The 17181-nt window shown below is 46.1% G+C and carries 17 protein-coding genes and 1 riboswitch; of the genes, 16 read left to right on the forward strand and 1 reads right to left on the reverse strand.

Annotated features, from left to right (window positions below):
• The first annotated feature begins 124 nt into the window (after nucleotides 1-124).
• The 15 genes from NLX74_RS07900 to ytfJ all read left to right on the forward strand — a co-directional run bounded on the left by NLX74_RS07900 (nucleotide 125) and on the right by ytfJ (nucleotide 14846).
• The gene (locus NLX74_RS07900) at nucleotides 125-778 is read left to right on the forward strand and encodes a stage V sporulation protein AA (protein ID WP_039270998.1); all 654 of its coding nucleotides are present in this window, start codon (nucleotides 125-127) and stop codon (nucleotides 776-778) included.
• Complete coding sequence (locus NLX74_RS07905) at nucleotides 775-1197, forward strand: stage V sporulation protein AB (RefSeq protein WP_039271000.1); 423 nt, start codon at nucleotides 775-777, stop codon at nucleotides 1195-1197. The genes NLX74_RS07900 and NLX74_RS07905 overlap by 4 nt, the downstream gene beginning before the upstream one ends.
• A 26-nt stretch (nucleotides 1198-1223) precedes the next feature.
• Nucleotides 1224-2918, forward strand: a complete 1695-nt coding sequence (locus NLX74_RS07910) for a spore germination protein (protein WP_254328393.1) — start codon at nucleotides 1224-1226, stop codon at nucleotides 2916-2918.
• A gap of 110 nt (nucleotides 2919-3028) precedes the next feature.
• A complete protein-coding gene (gene lysA / locus NLX74_RS07915) occupies nucleotides 3029-4396 on the forward strand; it encodes a diaminopimelate decarboxylase (RefSeq protein WP_061829240.1) in 1368 nt (455 codons plus the stop codon).
• A 161-nt stretch (nucleotides 4397-4557) separates the two neighbouring features.
• Entirely contained in the window at nucleotides 4558-4992 is a 435-nt protein-coding gene (locus NLX74_RS07920; RefSeq protein WP_013310775.1) for a peptidylprolyl isomerase, read from the forward strand.
• 251 nt (nucleotides 4993-5243) lie between these two features.
• The gene (locus tag NLX74_RS07925; protein ID WP_069289833.1) at nucleotides 5244-6257 is read left to right on the forward strand and encodes a 2-oxoacid:acceptor oxidoreductase family protein; all 1014 of its coding nucleotides are present in this window, start codon (nucleotides 5244-5246) and stop codon (nucleotides 6255-6257) included.
• Nucleotides 6257-8545 (forward strand): thiamine pyrophosphate-dependent enzyme, encoded by a 2289-nt coding sequence (locus tag NLX74_RS07930; RefSeq protein WP_254328394.1) that lies wholly within the window; start codon nucleotides 6257-6259, stop codon nucleotides 8543-8545. Before NLX74_RS07925 ends, NLX74_RS07930 begins: the two co-directional genes overlap by 1 nt.
• A 219-nt stretch (nucleotides 8546-8764) precedes the next feature.
• The gene (locus tag NLX74_RS07935; protein WP_013310772.1) at nucleotides 8765-9232 is read left to right on the forward strand and encodes an IDEAL domain-containing protein; all 468 of its coding nucleotides are present in this window, start codon (nucleotides 8765-8767) and stop codon (nucleotides 9230-9232) included.
• A 68-nt stretch (nucleotides 9233-9300) separates the two neighbouring features.
• Nucleotides 9301-9474, forward strand: a riboswitch (FMN riboswitch).
• 330 nt (nucleotides 9475-9804) lie between these two features.
• Entirely contained in the window at nucleotides 9805-10470 is a 666-nt protein-coding gene (gene ribE, locus NLX74_RS07940; protein ID WP_165177259.1) for a riboflavin synthase, read from the forward strand.
• Nucleotides 10471-10530: 60 nt separating this feature from the next.
• Nucleotides 10531-11214, forward strand: coding sequence for a 3,4-dihydroxy-2-butanone-4-phosphate synthase (ribB, locus tag NLX74_RS07945; RefSeq protein ID WP_302058539.1), 684 nt, complete (start codon nucleotides 10531-10533; stop codon nucleotides 11212-11214).
• 79 nt (nucleotides 11215-11293) lie between these two features.
• Complete coding sequence (ribH, locus tag NLX74_RS07950; protein WP_023989205.1) at nucleotides 11294-11758, forward strand: 6,7-dimethyl-8-ribityllumazine synthase; 465 nt, start codon at nucleotides 11294-11296, stop codon at nucleotides 11756-11758.
• Nucleotides 11759-11931: 173 nt separating this feature from the next.
• On the forward strand, nucleotides 11932-12726 hold the full coding sequence (locus NLX74_RS07955; RefSeq protein WP_029517304.1) for a segregation and condensation protein A: 795 nt from the start codon (nucleotides 11932-11934) through the stop codon (nucleotides 12724-12726).
• Nucleotides 12695-13306, forward strand: a complete 612-nt coding sequence (gene scpB, locus NLX74_RS07960; RefSeq protein WP_254328395.1) for an SMC-Scp complex subunit ScpB — start codon at nucleotides 12695-12697, stop codon at nucleotides 13304-13306. Before NLX74_RS07955 ends, scpB begins: the two co-directional genes overlap by 32 nt.
• A gap of 167 nt (nucleotides 13307-13473) precedes the next feature.
• Nucleotides 13474-14160 carry a DUF2953 domain-containing protein gene (locus tag NLX74_RS07965; RefSeq protein ID WP_254328396.1) on the forward strand — a complete coding sequence of 229 codons (687 nt, stop codon included), beginning with the start codon at nucleotides 13474-13476 and terminating at the stop codon, nucleotides 14158-14160.
• Between the two features lie 194 nt (nucleotides 14161-14354).
• Nucleotides 14355-14846 carry a GerW family sporulation protein gene (gene ytfJ / locus NLX74_RS07970; protein ID WP_039271014.1) on the forward strand — a complete coding sequence of 164 codons (492 nt, stop codon included), beginning with the start codon at nucleotides 14355-14357 and terminating at the stop codon, nucleotides 14844-14846.
• A 92-nt stretch (nucleotides 14847-14938) separates the two neighbouring features.
• On the opposite strand, the gene NLX74_RS07975 is transcribed toward ytfJ, so the two are convergent.
• On the reverse strand, nucleotides 14939-15661 hold the full coding sequence (locus NLX74_RS07975) for a protein-glutamine gamma-glutamyltransferase (RefSeq protein ID WP_254328397.1): 723 nt from the start codon (nucleotides 15659-15661) through the stop codon (nucleotides 14939-14941).
• Between the two features lie 206 nt (nucleotides 15662-15867).
• On the opposite strand from NLX74_RS07975, the gene NLX74_RS07980 reads away from it, so the two are divergent.
• Complete coding sequence (locus NLX74_RS07980; RefSeq protein ID WP_254328398.1) at nucleotides 15868-17130, forward strand: D-alanyl-D-alanine carboxypeptidase family protein; 1263 nt, start codon at nucleotides 15868-15870, stop codon at nucleotides 17128-17130.
• Nucleotides 17131-17181: the final 51 nt, after the last annotated feature.

Here is a 17181-nt window from a genome sequence, read left to right on the forward strand (position 1 = left end):
TTCCAAAGCCATTTTAATGGCCAGGGGTACTCTTTTTTGCGTGGGATAAAAGACAATACACAGAATAGGTTTCCTCGCTTCGTTCCATACTAATCGATAATTACGAGGATAAGGAGGGGATCGGATGACTCATAGTCCGGCTCCTACAGTAGCTCCTATTGTCTACTTGCGGCTCCGCAGCCGTGTTCGCATGATACAAGGGCAGGATTTACATTTGGGTGATGTAGCCCATCTGCTGACTAATCCTGAATGGGAAAAGGATCTGCTTGAGCTTGTTCTCAAGCGCCCGCAGCACCAGGACGGTAATCTGATACTGATAGACATGCTGCAGATCATAGCAAAAATTAGAGATCATATTCCGGGGGTCGTAGTTGAATCTCTCGGGAAGCCACATGTACTTGTGGAACTCGTGGAGAAACCCCGTAAGCCGTCCAAAATACTGTTTGTTTTGGTATGGGTGCTACTGTTTTTTGGCTCTGCGCTGACAATTATGAATTTTCATGCCGACGTTAGCATGATGGAGGTACAGGTTCGGATTGTGGAGATGATTACGGGACATAAAGATGAACATCCGTACCTGTTTCAAATTGCTTACTCGATCGGCATCGGCTTTGGCATGATCGTTTTTTTTAATCACTTGTTCAAGAAAAATTGGAACGAGGAGCCGACGCCGCTGGAGGTGGAAATGTATCTTTACCAGGAAAATGTGGATCAGTATGTTGTGGCAGAGGAGTATGAAAAGATGGCCCGTTTGCACACAAAGGATAAGAAACCATGATATTTGTACAGGCTGCACTTCAGATTATTTTAGGTATTGCTGGGGGCCTTGCGGTGGGTAGCGGTGTAATTGCTTTCTTTATTGTGCTGGATATCATGCCGCGATTAGCACAACTCACCCGTACGTATAAAAAATCACGCGCATACGAAAAGGCAATGATTATAGGTTCAGTGCTGGGGACTGTGGTCGATTTTTGGAACATCTGCTTGCCACTACCGGGCATATTTACATGGATACCTGGGTTATTTTGCGGAGTGTTTATTGGTTTGCTCGCCGCGGCTTTAACGGAGGTATTGAATCTCCTGCCTATACTCGCCAAGCGACTCCACATGACCGTGTACATGTTCGGCCTATTAATGGCAATGGTGCTTGGCAAGGTGACGGGTTCCTTATTTGACTGGTTTGTATACAACCGTTAACAACGAAAGCGAAGGGGGCAAGGAATATGGATCGCAGAGCGGATCAAGAGCATCAGGAGCAACATCAAGAAGACAGGGGAATCGGAAAGGAATATCATACTGACGGAGAAGAGTTGAGTCCATGGAAGGAAAAGCAGGCGCAGGAATCTGCGCGTTTTAAACACAAAAAAGAGAGTGAGCGGTCTGATAACGTAGAGGAGTCCGTTCGCTACTGGCAGGCCGAAGATGATATATCGCCGAGAATGAAGGATAATAAGAATACACTTGAAACAGTATTAGGCTTGGGGGAGACCTTTGATGTGGTATTCAGGGAAATGACACTGGGTGGGCGTCATACCGGATATCTGTTCCTAAATACCTTTGCGAAAGATCAGATCATGCTTGAAGTGCTAAAGCGTCTCACCTATCTGACGCCGGATAATCTCTCTTCGGATGGACTACAAGCGTATTTCGAAAATTTTATTCCACATATTCAGGTGGAGAAGACAGATAAGATGTCTGTCGTCATTAACAAGGTGCTGACAGGAATGAGTGCCTTTTTCATGGAAGGCGAACGTTTTTCCCTTATTCTGGATACTCGTAATTATCCGGTGCGTAGTCCGGAGGAACCTTCTTTGGAGCGGGTTGTGCGCGGTGCCCGCGACGGGTTTACTGAAACAATGCTTACAAATGTAAGTCTGGTGCGCCGACGTTTGCGGGACCCAGGACTTAAATTTGAGGCTATGCAGGTCGGACGCCGAACCCGAACAGACGTATGTTTGGGCTACATTGACGATATTGTGGATAAGGTGATGGTGGATACTGTACGAGACAAAATTAAAAATGTTAATTTGGATGGTATTCCTCTGGCCGATAAGCAATTAGAGGAGACGATTATCAATAAAGGTTGGAATCCATATCCATTAGTACGATATTCGGAGCGACCAGATGTCGTTGCTTCGCATATTATGGAAGGAAGGCTCGTTATTTTCGTCGATACCTCACCCAGCGTGATGATCTTGCCTACCACCTTTTTTGACTTGTGTCAGCATGCAGAAGAAAATCGGCAAACCGCTTTTATGGGAAGTTATTTGCGCTGGGTACGTTTTTTAGGCATATTTGCCTCGATGTTTCTGCTTCCCATGTGGCTGCTAATGGTCATCAATCCCGAATTAAAACCGGCGTTTCTCGATTTTATCGGTCCTCAAAAGGAAGCACATCTTCCGCTGATTGCACAGTTTATCATCGTGGAACTAGGGGTCGATCTCATGCGAATGGCGGCTGTGCATACTCCGACACCACTGGCTTCCGCTATGGGCTTGATCGCAGCTATTCTGGTCGGTGACATAGCGGTTCAGACGGGACTTTTCGTGAATGAGGTCGTGCTGTATATGGCTGTCGCTGCCATAGGAATGTTCGCAACACCGAGCTATGAGCTAGGGCTGGCGAATAGACTGATTCGACTATTCCTGCTGGTTGCTGTTGCGATTTTTCATGTACCTGGCTTTGTCGTGGGTACGACACTGATCATTTTGATGCTGACGCTGCATCGGTCATATAATTCTTCGTATTTGTGGCCGTTCATTCCTTTTAACGCCAAAGCGTTAGCTTCCATCTTGTTCCGTATGCCTGTACTAGATGCGCCTAACCGCCCGTCATTTAACAAAACTAGGGACAATACGCGTATGCCCCATACGGATGCCGACACAGATTCGAACTCAGGCAATGGACAGGAGCATTAATATAAATGATCTGCATAAAAATCCATTGTTCTTGATGTTTTTTTTGCTATACTGGTGTAAACATTCGATGGAATATGACTAGCTTGTTCCAGAAAGAGAGGCGCCAGAACATGTATTTGCATGGAAGCAGTAAAATTAACAGCAATGGACATTTGGAAATCGGCGGTTGTGATACAACACTTTTGAAAGAGCGTTTTGGCACACCACTATATATTGTTGACGAACAGTTAGTCCGCCGGCGCTGCCGGGAGTATATAGAAGCTTTTCGTGAAACCGGATTGAAGTTTCAAGTCGCTTATGCAAGCAAAGCGTTTTGTGTTATGGCGATGTGCGCTTTAGCTGCTGAAGAAGGGATGTCGCTTGACGTAGTTTCCAGTGGAGAATTGTTTACTGCGCTACAAGCAGGGTTTCCGGCAGAGCGAATCCATTTCCACGGCAATAACAAAACACCGGAAGAAATTGAAATGGCGTTAGATGCGCAAATTGGCTGCTTCGTCGTCGATAGCGAAATGGAGTTGCATTTGTTGCAGGCCCTTGCCTCCGAGAAAGAACAGCAGGTGAATATCTTACTGCGGGTTACACCAGGGGTTGAGGCGCATACGCATGAATATATGGCCACAGGTCAAGAAGATTCGAAATTTGGCTTTGACATTGGAAACGGTACAGCACGCCAAGCAGTGGAACAGGCTATCAAGCTGGACCATCTTAACCTGCTGGGGGTACATTCTCATATCGGTTCGCAAATATTCGAAGTGAATGGCTTCCAAATGGCTGCTGAACGGGTTGCAGCTTTTTCCAGAGAAATTAAGGAACAGCTTCAGTTTTCTTTCAAAGTGATTAATCTGGGTGGGGGATTTGGCATTCGCTACACAGAAGAGGACACACCACTGAAAGTATCAACCTATGTACAGGCTATCGGCGAAGCGGTGAAAACTTATTTTTCAGGACTTTACGATGAACTTCCAGAAATTTGGATTGAGCCGGGACGCAGTATTGTAGGCGATTCAGGCACGACCTTATATACGGTAGGAAGCATCAAGGATATCCCGCAGGTACGCAAATATGTCTCGGTGGATGGCGGGATGACAGATAATCCACGCCCTGCACTGTATCAGGCCAAGTATGAAGCGATGCTGGCTAACCGAGCGCAGGATACGAACGAAGAGACGGTGTCCATTGCGGGCAAATGCTGTGAAAGTGGGGATATGCTGATTTGGGATGTAGAGCTGCCTCGTATAAATAGCGGCGATTTGCTCGCTGTTGCCTCAACCGGAGCCTACAATTACTCCATGGCGAGTAATTATAACCGAATACGTCGACCAGCAGTTGTATTTGTCAACAACGGTGAGGCCGAGTTGGTAGTGCGTCGGGAAACCTACGAAGATATCGTACGCAACGATGTCGTGCCACAGCGCTTGATTCGTGATCAAGCTAGTCCAGTGGTTCAGCCCAACGCCAAGATTACCGTTTCGTCCTGATTTTAGAATTGTAAGATCAAGCAGGCCATTGAGTCGGTAATAATACACCGGGGACAATGGCTCTTTTTTTGGACAAGACTTTGCTAAGCGCGGCAATTCATAGTAAACTGGAACTTGATGTTATTTAGTTCTCAAAACAGGTTGAAAAGGAGATACAAACAATGAAAAAAGGTAGAATAGATCTTGAAAACGGCGGTATCGTTGAAATTGACTTTTTCCCAGAAGAAGCTCCAAACACCGTTGCTAACTTTGAAAAGCTGGCAAACAGCGGTTACTACAACGGTTTGAGCTTCCACCGTGTCATTCCGGGCTTTGTTGCTCAAGGTGGTTGTCCAATCGGTAACGGTACAGGCGGTCCTGGTTACACGATTGACTGTGAAACAGCTACGAATACAACAAAGCATGCCAAAGGCGTTTTGTCCATGGCTCATGCAGGTCGCAACACAGGTGGCAGCCAATTCTTTATCTGCTACGCTCCACAACCACATTTAGATGGAGTACATACTGTATTTGGTAAAGTAACCAAAGGTATGGAATTCATTGATGCTGTAAAACAAGGCGACAAAATGAAAGAGGTTAAAGTATTTGACGTGTAATTTTACCGTTAATTACAGGATCTTTTTCAAATAGCGTTGCACCTAAGCCGTTCTGTCTTTGGACAGGGCGGCTTTTGTTGTCTTTTGTTTGACGGTTTATTGATTTTCGCAATCACGTAGGCATTACAGTGCGTAAGATCACATTCGAAAAGTAAGTGTTGTGATAGCCTTTCGATAAGAATGCATTTTCCATTTATTTTATATGAGTATTCAAACTCAGTAAGGATTGGAAAAGAAGGGGGCTTATCACATTGTCTATTTTAACGCGCACAAATCGACTCGGATTTTTTGAAATCCGGCTGGAATCCATTGGTGGACTCGGCGCTAATCTGGCTGGCAAAATGTTGGCCGAAACCGGGGTGCTTGGTCTGGGGCTAAATGCTTCAAATTTTTCGTCCTACGGTTCGGAAAAAAAGGGAACTCCGGTTAAAAGCTTCGTCCGCTTCTGTGAGCCGGAGGTCGATATTCGGGATCACAGTCCGATTGAGCAACCGCATGTGGTAGGCATTTTCCATGAAACGTTATACAAAACGGTAAATGTAATCAGCGGACTGCCAGCGGATGGGATTGTAGTGGTTAATTCCACGCGTCCAGCAGAAGAAATACGGGCTGATTTGGGACTGGTATCCGGTACATTGGCGGTGGTGGATGCGATGGGTATCGCACTGGAAGAGCGAACCAAACTAAATACGTCCATGCTCGGTGCCTTGTTCCGTGTCTGTGATTTCCTGGACCCGGAAGCGATGAGATCGGTTATACGCAGTACCTTTGAAAAGAAAAATCCGCTGTTAGTGGAACCTAATCTCCGTACATTTAACCGTGGTTATGAGGAAATGGAACTGCACGTATATCCAGTTACTGATGACGCAGAGGATCGGGTTTTTGAACGTCCTCAGCCATTGATGGGATACGAAACGCAACTACTGGGGGGCGTTATTGCAACTCAGGGAAACAGCATGACGAGAGATGTTAGTGGTTCACGTCAAGGGTATGTACCTGAATATGAAGCTGATAAATGTACCCATTGTGCCAAGTGTGATTCGATTTGCCCGGATTACTGTTTTGTATGGGAAGAGCAAGCTGACAAACGCGGAAGAATGATGCCATTTTTGCAAGGGATTGATTACCAGTATTGCAAAGGATGTCTGAAATGTGTAGATATTTGCCCATCGGGGGCATTAAGCTCGCGTCGTGAGCAATGGGGATGGGCGGAACAGAATCGAGTTGCCCACCAATTTCCGGTATATGAAGGAGGGCGTGCGTAATGGCAAAACTGGAGGAAGAACTCAAACAGACAGGCGCCGCGCAAGTGACAACGTTCGAATCCGGTAATGAAATGGCAGCTACGGCGGCTGCGCAGATTAATTATCATATGATGGGATATTTCCCGATTACTCCATCTACTGAGGTAGCGCAGTATTTGGATCAGATGAGAACGAGAGGTCAGCATAATATTAAGCTGGTTGCAGCAGACGGAGAACACGGATCGGCAGGGATTTGTTATGGAGCTGCCGCAGCGGGAGCGAGGGTTGTGAACGCCACTAGTTCGCAAGGTTTCCTGTACATGCTGGAGCAGTTACCTGTTCAGTCAGGTACCCGTTTTCCAATGGTTATGAATCTGGTGACACGAGCTGTCAGTGGTCCCCTGGATATTCGCGGGGATCATTCGGATCTGTACTATGGTTTGAATACAGGCTGGGTCATTTTGACGGCAAGTACACCACAGGCTGTGTATGATATGAACATCATGGCACTAAAAATCGCAGAGCATAGCGATGTTCGGCTACCTGTAATGGTTGCATATGACGGTTTTTATACGTCCCATCAAAAACGTAAAGTGCAATATTTTGCAGATGCTGAGACCGTGCGCGGTTTTGTAGGTCCTAACCCGAACTTAAATTATCCGAATATTACTGATTTTGATCATCCTGTTACCGTAGGTGCGCATATGAACGGTGATGACCTGACGAATAATCATGTTCAGCTGTCCGAAGCACTGAAGCTGTCAGAAGGAGTATATGAGCAGGTAGCAGCAGAATATGCCGCTTTATCCGGTCGGGAATACCCGATTTTAGATCTGTATCAAATGGAGGATGCTGAGGTCGCGGTATTCCTGTTGAATTCGGCGGCTGAATCGGCTAAGGATGTGGCGGATCAACTCCGTGCGCGCGGGATTAAAGCTGGTGTGATACGTCCGAATATCATCCGACCGTTCCCAGCCGCACAACTGCGGGAAGCCTTACGTGATGTCAAGGCGCTGCTGGTAGGTGAACGTGCAGACTCGTATGGGGCAGACGGCGGGAATTTAACGCATGAAATTAAGGCGGCCTTGCAGGAGGACCCACTGAATCGGACACTCGTGTTGAGCCGTATCTTTGGCTTGGGCGGCAAGGATTTTTATGCGGAAGATGCAGAGGCGTTCTTCCAGCTTGCGATTGAGGCGGCAGAGGCCGGACGAGCGGAGAAGCCCTTTGATTATTACGGAATTAATCCGGGTTCACCGGACAAGGTGATGCCGCAAGTTATGCAGCCGCCACGTGGCAATGCATACCGTACGGGCCTGATTCAGGTTACGCCAGACGAGGCGACCGGGAAGCTCAAAGTCAAGGTACCACCCCTGCGGTCGTTGACAACCAAACCACGCCGTCTTACACCAGGTCACGGGGCTTGCCCAGGATGTGGGGCATTATCTGCGCTGGAACTGTTTTTCAAAGGTATTGAAGGGGATATTGTCGTTCTGTTCCAGACAGGCTGCGTATATGTGACGACGACAGGGTATCCATATACATCACACAAACAACCGATGATCCACAATCTTTTTCAAAACGGGGCCGCTACACTTTCAGGAGCGCTGGAAGCTTATATGGAAATGAAGCGCCGTAATGAAATTGAAATGTCGGACGATCCGACCTTTATCATGATCAGTGGTGACGGTGGGATGGATATAGGTATGGGTTCTGCGATTGGTGCGGCTCTGCGTAATCATAAGCTGATCATGCTGGAATATGATAACGAAGGGTACATGAATACAGGTTCACAGCAATCATACTCCACTCCGGTTGGTCACATGACCAGTACGTCGGGTGTAGGGAAAATGCAAAAAGGAAAGCAAGGACATCACAAGGATACCGTGCAAATCATGGCTGCTTGTAATATTCCGTATGCTTTTACAGCAGCTGAAAGTCATCCGCAGGATATGCTGCGCAAAGCAGCCAAGGCTCAATGGTATGCGAACAACGTGGGTACAGCCTATGGTAAGATTCTGTGCGCCTGTCCGCTGAATTGGAAATCCGAAGACAGACTGGGCACCAGCATTGTGGGCGCTGCAGTCGAGTCTTGTTTCTTTCCTTTGTACGAAATAGAGCAAGGCGGTACGACGATTACGTACAATCCGGAAGACAAGGGAAAACGGATTCCAGCTGCTGAATGGTTGAAATTAATGGGTAAAACGAAGCATCTTCTTAAGGAGGAGGCTACGTTGGCTACCTTTGAGCAGGAGATTGAGCGTCGCTGGACTATTCTGAAAAAGAAACATGAAATTTCAGAGCTATAATTACGTTTTTTGCATAATCATCGATTAACATTGTTAGCCGCTGTTACTGTAGTGGTTCAATCAAGATTCTTTGCGTTTATTGCGCAAAGAATCTTTTTTGTCGTTTATGGGTTGAAGCATAAAAAAACAGGTAATGATTTCCGATATAGGAGTGGAGGCCTATAAGAGGCACTTTAAAAAGTTTTCTTCTGAATTTTAAGATGCAATGAGGTGCAGGTAATGATTAAGCTGAATACAGTTGAAATAATCGAAATTATAAAGAAGCAGATCCCTAAGGTTATGAACATCAAGCCAGTGGAGCTAAAGTTTACGGATGATTTTGGACGGGCTTCGTTGGCAGCGACAGAACACAAATTCACGCTGACGAACCAGCATTATTCTGCCAAGGTGATGGATTGCGTGTTAGAAACACAGGTACGCCCCATTTTAATGTGCGAAATTATTTATTTTCTGAAATGCGAGTTTATTGACGGACATGTTGATGTGCGACTGGATTATGAAGCATGTTCTGAGGAAGGACGGGGACCGGTTGCTTCAGCCGTAATTACCTTTGATCATGCAACAGAGTTGGGAGTCGAGGAACTGGCCGATCTGATTGACTTGGCGCTTCATATGAATGATAAAACCTGGTTTGAAGAACTCTCCAGCCAATATGTCAAAACCAAAGCAGGAGCTTCTATTAGATAACTTGCTTTTTTTAGAAGTCGGTGCTAATATACGTAACAAGTTTAATGTTAATTCAATTAAATAAGAGCAAGATCCTTCGGGGCGGGGCGAAATTCCCCACCGGCGGTGATGACATGTTTGTGGATCGTTTTTGTGAGAAACAGCATGGCTTAGTCCGTGACCCGGATGCTGAATGATCGGCAGAAGGTGGACCTGGTGCAAATCCGGGACCGACAGTATAGTCTGGATGGGAGAAGGATACGAAGCGCATGTACATGACGTGACATGTGCCGATTTTTAGCATACCCAATTGTGCGTACGGCTTATTTCGTTGTAGGACAGCATCGGGCGATAGCTTGCTTAAGCTTTCTTTTTGATGATGTTCAGAGCGTATTTGGTTGTATCCTCAGTCATGCTTTCTATTGGCAAACCTATGATTTCATGTCGTCTTAAGATGCATATGAACTGCGCTTGTATACTACAAATGTGACTCTCATCACCCCCATGACGGATTGAATCCGAACTGGGGTTTTTTTGCGCTTATAGCTGATGAGTTAGGGATAAACTGAAATGTAGTGGAAAGGAGTGAAGGCATGTTTACCGGATTGGTCGAGGAAGTGGGTCGCATTCAAACTATTTCCAAAAGCGGTGAAGCGATGGTGCTGGGGATTTCGGGTTCCGTGGTGTTGGGCGATTTGAAAATAGGAGACAGTGTCTCAGTGAATGGCGTTTGCCTGACGGCGATACAGATCGGTACGAAAGACTTTAAGGTTGATGTGATGCCGGAAACCTTTCGCAGCAGTAATCTGAAAGAGTTGAGATCAGGCAGCCGAGTCAACCTGGAGCGAGCGATGGCGGCGAGCGGAAGGTTCGGAGGACATATCGTGCAAGGACATGTGGACGGGACGGGAACGATTCGCGGGGTAACATCAGATCAGAATGCAGTTGTGTTCGAAATTGAGCCTAAAAATCAAACATTATTTAAATATATTCTTCTCAAAGGGTCAATCACAATTGATGGTATCAGCCTCACAGTCGCACAGCGTACGAGAGATACCTTTGCCGTATCCATTATTCCCCACACCTTATCCGAAACGGCCTTACAAGCCAAACGTGAGGGAGATACCGTCAATATCGAATGCGATATTTTGGGCAAATATGTAGAACAGCTTTTAAATTACAGAGGTGCAGCGGAGGCGGAGAGGGTAGAAGAAGCTCCTCTCAGTTTGGACTATTTGGCGAAACACGGCTTTGCCTGATATTGAAGGGTAAGCCTGTTTAGGAGCATTCGTGGCACAAGACATAAGGAGGAAAGTGTTATGGATAGAGATAGCCAAACAAGTGCAATGGCAAACGTCATAGAGCATGGCGAGTTGGAACATGATGAAGAGATTCGTTTGGATTCCATCGAAGCAGCGTTGGAGGACTTGAAAAACGGTAAAGTTGTTATTGTAGTGGATGATGAACAGCGCGAAAATGAAGGCGATTTTATCGCTTTGGCTGAAAAAGCGTCGCCTGAGGTCATTAATTTCATGATTACAGAAGGTCGCGGGTTGGTCTGTGTGCCAATCACACGACAAAGAGCCGAGGCCTTGGAATTGCATCCTATGGTAGAGCAAAATACAGATTTCCACGGTACTGCCTTTACGGTATCGGTAGATCATATGGAGACAACAACGGGTATTTCAGCGGCCGAGCGCTCCTTGACTGTACGCGCCTTGGCAGACGAAGCAGTCACAGGCAGTGATTTCCGCAAGCCTGGTCACATGTTCCCGCTGATTGCTCGCGATGGTGGTGTCTTGCAGCGTGCGGGTCACACTGAAGCGGCTGTTGATCTGGCCCGACTCAGTGGCTTCAAGCCTGCTGGGGTCATTTGCGAAATTATAAAGGAAGATGGCTCAATGGCCCGCCTGCCTGATCTGGCAGTGGTCGCCAAGCGACATCAATTAAAGCTGATCAGTATTCAGCATTTGGTGGACTACCGTCGTCGTTTATCATTGTAAAAATACATCTCGGTTCCAAGTAAATCTGAAGTATTGTCCGAAGTCCCTAAATAATTAAACTAAGAGAGGTTGATTAAACATGGCACGTTTTCTAGAAGGTAATCTCGTATCGAACGGTTTAAAATATGGTATTGTGGTAGGCAGATTTAATGAGTTTATTACGAGCAAGCTGTTAAGCGGCGCAATTGACGCACTTCAACGACATGGTGCACAGGAAGATGAAATTGATGTAGCTTGGGTTCCGGGTGCATTTGAAATTTCACTGATTGCACAAAAAATGGCTGCAAGCGGCAAATATGATGCCGTAATTACGCTGGGTACGGTCATCCGTGGTTCTACTTCACATTATGATATCGTCTGCAATGAAGTGGCCAAGGGTGTGGCCGCGAGCAGTCTGAAAACGGGAGTGCCCGTTATTTTTGGTGTAGTGACTACAGAAAACATTGAACAGGCTATTGAACGAGCAGGTACGAAGGCTGGTAATAAAGGTTGGGATTCTGCATTGGCTGCGATTGAAATGGCCAATCTCGGCAAGCAATTTTAATTATAGGAATAGCTGAATAGAACGCTATAAACTGCAAGGTGAAAAAGGGATTGGATTGTTAAGCAAGGCGATGACGTATATACTACAGAAAGAGGGATTGATAACGTAGAGCATAAGTGCTATAGGGAAAGGTATTGTTGAATGATGATTGGAGTAAGGCAGGGGGAAGCACATTGACAGTCGTAAATTACAAGCTGGAAACATTCGAGGGTCCGCTGGATCTACTGTTGCATCTGATTGATAAAGCCGAGATCGACATTCAGGATATCCCGATTAGCGATATTACTGATCAGTATATGGCTTTTTTGCACAGTATGCAGGAGCTGGAACTGGACATTACGAGCGAGTTTCTGGTGATGGCGGCGACGCTCTTATCTATTAAGAGTAAATTGTTGCTTCCCAAGCCACCTGTGATGGAATATGACGATTTGGATTTTTATGAGGAAGAGGATTATGATCCACGTGAGGAACTGGTCCGCAAGCTGGTGGAGTATCGTAAATATAAAGGGATTGCTCGCCATCTAAGTGAACGTGAGTGGGAGCGGAGTCTAATTTATGGCAAGGAGCCAGAAGATCTAAGCGCATTCCTGCCTACTGAACCCGTAAATCCGGTGCATGGGCTGCATGCAAGCGATTTGGTCGCGGCCTTTCAGCGTGCTTTGCGCAAAGCAGAACGACGTACGACGGTAACTCGTGTTCATCGGGACGAAATTTCAGTCAAGGACCGTATCCGGCAAGTTATCGGAGCTTTAGAGATGGTGGGGAATGGAGGGCGGCTGCTGTTCTCCAAGCTGATGCATGAGGATATGTATCGGCATGAAGTGGTTGTGACCTTTTTGGCTATCCTTGAACTGATGAAAATGAAACAAATTTTCTGTTATCAGGAGAAGCTTTTCGATGATATTGTAATGGAGTGGAGAGGGGATTTACGGGTTAATGGATTATCTGAAGCTGAAATCAATTATTGAGGGACTGCTGTTTCTCGCAGGAGAGGAAGGGTTGTCCACCAAGCAGATCGCCGACATTGTAGAGCAGCAGCAAGAGCTGGTTGAACAGTGCCTGGAAGATATGAAGCAGGACATGGAGCAGGGAGGAAGAGGCCTGCAACTTGTCCGTATTGCCGGTCATTATCAGCTTGCAACTTTATCCGAACATGCATCTTACTTTGAAAAGCTCGCATACTCTCCGGCACGTGCCTCACTGTCTCAAGCTGCTTTGGAGACGCTGGCCATTGTGGCCTACCGCCAGCCCATTACAAGAGTTGAAATCGAAGAGATTCGGGGTGTCAAATCCGAGCGGGCCATACATACACTGGTCAACAAGGAGCTCATTGAAGAGAAAGGTCGAGCTGAAGCCATCGGACGGCCAATATTGTACGGAACGACGAAATCATTTTTGGATTATTTCGGTCTGGGCTCTTTGGCAGATCTACCACAACCGGAGTTGTTCGAAGATTCGGACAATTTGGAGGAAGAGACTCAATTATTGTTCGAGCGTCTGGAGAGCAGCCAGCCTGCAGCCAACGATCTGGATCTTGAATCCCAATAAAGTTCATCCGGATCTTGCGGCTCACTTATGTAAAATTTCAAATATACAGCCAGTCCTCAAGTAGTTAGAGGCTGGCTGTTGGTATTTTAAGATGCATGATTTTCCGGCGAACGGTCATACTATTTTTGCCATGATATTTATAGCAAAAAGGTAGGGAGGACTCGCCAGTGTGGAAATGGATCAGTATCGCCATCATCGTCGTTATATTACTTGTGCTGGCTATTCTGCTCTCTCGTATTCGATTGAAGCTGGATATTGCCAAACATGACAATGATGATCGGGCGCATCTAGAGATCAGATTTCTATACGGGATGATTAAAATAAATTACGATGTTCCGGCCATTCTCATAACAGGTTTGAAAAAAGGGCTTCTCTATCGGCTTGATCGCAACAAAAACATACATAAAACGGATGCTTCCGTGGATAGCGGCAATATTGATACAGAAAAAATCAAGCAATTTATATATGATATACGGGTTTTGCTCAAGGGAACAAAATCCTTCAATCGATGGTTGCGACATACATTGGCACATGTGACGATGTCCAAAATGGAGTGGTCCACCAACATTAGTCTTGCTGACGCGGCTTATACAGCTACCTCAACCGGTATTTTGTGGGGATTAAAAACGACCTTGATCGGTTTTGCTTCCAGCTTTGTGCGCATGGATTGTACTCCTAAGCTGTATGTTGTGCCGTATTGGGTGGATCGCTTGCGTTTTACCACCACTTTGAACTGTGAAGCAAACGTATCGCTCGGCTATTTAATTTTCTCCATGCTCATCTTATCTTACCGCATATGGCGCGTTCCGGGTGGACCCGAGGCATGGAAGCGGGTTTTTTTCAAAAAAAAATGAAGATCTTCAAGCTAGCAATGAAAGATAAACATTGAAATGTGGTGAAACTTAATCTTTCTGAACTTTGGGATTTCAGTGTCCTCCAGATTAAGGCATAACCGAATCGGATGACATACATATTTCCTTGAACCCCTGCGCACAATAGCGAAAGAAAAGGCAATCTACGCTTGAGATAAGCAAAGGAGGAATTAATCATGTCAGATCACCCGATTCAAGGGCTCATGCAAACCGCAATGGAAAACATCAAAGCCATGGTAGACGTGAATACGATTGTGGGAGACGCGGTGGAAACACCCGATGGTTCCGTTATTTTGCCAATCAGTAAGGTAGGATTTGGTTTCGCTGCCGGGGGAAGTGATTTTAACGTAGACGAAGAAGCACTTCATACTTCCTCGGCTTCGGGTAATCATAGCGGGAAGGAAGGTCATCCTTTTGGTGGCGGTAGCGGTGGTGGTGTATCTATTCATCCCATTGCTTTTCTGGTTGTTGGCAAACAGGGGGCACAAATCGTTCCATTGGACAATCAAACGCATCTGATTGAGAAACTCATTGACTCCACCCCATACCTGATTGATAAGGTTCAGTCTATCTTCCGGAATGCAGGCGGCAATGTGCAGACTCCACCCCCACAGGTACCTGTAGATATTAATATTGATCAAAGTAATTCTGGCCCGGCTTACTTGTAAAAGTCATTGGAAATGAAAAGCGTTCTCTCAGGAAGGTATCCCAAAGCCGAATATAGGCTAAGGAATACCTTCTTTTCTGCTTACACTTGGCCCTATCTCCGAATATACTGCCTTCCCCCAATGACAGCATGTATACGGTGACTGTATTCCTGATGGTACAAAGTATGCAGCGATAATTCATTTTTTCGATTTCCTTCGGTAGCGAACTGCGATAAGTAGATGAAGTCCGGATAAACCACTTCATTCGTCAAATAAGCAGATACCGTGGCTTCCGGCCGACGATGTTGATTCAGGGAATCGATAATACCCTTCGCCGGCAAGATGCCAATCCCATGTCCATAAAACAAGTCTTCCTTCAGCTTAACGACATTTTCTCCTTTCCATTCCAATGTATCAGATGACACATCCGGATTGTTGAAATACAGAATATCGCCAGGAGCTGCTTTATGACTCCCTTGCTGCTGTATGAGCCTGAGGTCACTGTCATAGTGCCAGTCATACAGCAGCATATCTGCAAAAATCCGATTAAACTCACTTTCCAGAATGGAATCCAGCACTCCTTTGTACAGCACAATAACCATAGCTGTTGCACATTCAAAAGCGTATTGATGACCGTTTAAAAAAATGTCTGTGATCCCCTCTGCCGGAGTGACACCTGCTTTAATCTGAAAACCACCCTTTTCCGTTAAATCCCAAAATTGCTGGTTGCAACGTGCGGTAGCAAAAGTGGCAAAGGATACACCGCTTCGATGCAATGCTTCTGCGGACTCTACAATCCGCGATCTTAAAATCATTTCAAACTGGAGACGCAGCATGATGTAACCCCCGATCCATATTTAACTTTGGTAACTAATATATATGTACTCGGGAGGGCAAGTTGCTTGGTTTATGCAGAAAGAAAGCAAAAAGAGAGCAGCTAATGGCTGTTCCGTAAAGGAATTTTCTGTTATAAAGGTGGACATACTTTGAACAGCTTGGACATAGAATGGTACAAGACTTGCTCAAAACCGGAGGAATCCAAATGTTTAAAAAAAAGCAACACATTCACGCGGACCACAGCCATTTCTTGAATAAGGCACGCGCATTTGTTTTGCCGCTGGTGGTTCTGCTTATTTTGTCATTGCCGCTTACGTTGCTGAGTCCACAGCCCGTTCGGGGAGCGATAAAAACAGAAGCAGCGCCGCCCGCAATAGGAACCCATGCACAGGCTGCTTCTTTAATTGATGTCACATCAGGAAGAATCATTTATTCTACCGAGGGTGACCGGGAGCTACGTATTGCCAGCCTGACCAAGATTATGACTGCAATCGTGGCCATTGAACATGGACGCTTGCAGGACCGGGTAAAGGTGAGTCCAACCGCGTATGCCAAAGAAGGGTCCTCGCTTTTTCTGCAAATGGGTGAACAAATGTCGCTGGAAAATATGCTGTACGGCTTAATGCTCCGTTCTGGTAATGATGCCGCTTCTGCCATTGCTGAGCATGTGGGGGGGACGGAAGAGGGATTTGTCCATTTGATGAATGACAAGGCGGTTCAGCTTGGGCTAAGCCACACACATTTTGCTAATCCTCACGGGCTGGATGCCGAGGGACATTATTCCTCAGCCAATGATATGGCCCTGCTTACTGCTTATGCGCTGCATAATCCAACTTTTGCCCGTATCGTAAAAACAGAACTGAAAAAAGCACCGAATCCCAACGATTCTTGGGACTACTCATGGCACAACAAAAACAAAATGCTGCGGCTGTATGAGGGAGCTGACGGAGTGAAAACAGGTTTTACCAAAAAAGCGTTTCGCTGTCTGGTTAGCTCTGCCACACGGGACGGCCGCCAGCTCGCTGCCGTTACCTTGAATGACGGGGACGATTGGAACGATCATGCACGTATGCTTGATTACGGATTCCGATATTATCCGCTCATTCCGATTACGGACAAGCAACAACCTATCGATGGTTACCCACTATTAACAGGTACAAGCTTTGCCTATCCTTTACATGAAGGTGAGAAGACCCAGTTGCACAAAAGGCTGGTGTTGTATAAAAATTCTGCTTCTGCAGACAGAGCGGACGTATCTTTTGGCTTACGAGGGCGTGTCGAATTCCTATTGGAAGGTAAACTTATCGGTTCTGTTCCTGTGTATGAAAAAGGTAGTAAGCTGCCTGCTCAAAGTACCGTACAGCCACAGCAAGAGGCTCCAACTGCACAAGATCCTGCAAACAATACTCAGCAACAAGGTTGGACGAGCAGATGGAACGAAATCCTAAAAAATTTGTTTGGAGCCTAGGGCAAACGGGAAATTAGAGCTGGGACGTGTCACATCATTGGGAAAAGGAGG

This window comes from Paenibacillus sp. MZ03-122A (genome assembly GCF_024213325.1).
Taxonomy (GTDB): Bacteria; Bacillota; Bacilli; order Paenibacillales; family Paenibacillaceae; genus Paenibacillus; species Paenibacillus polymyxa_B.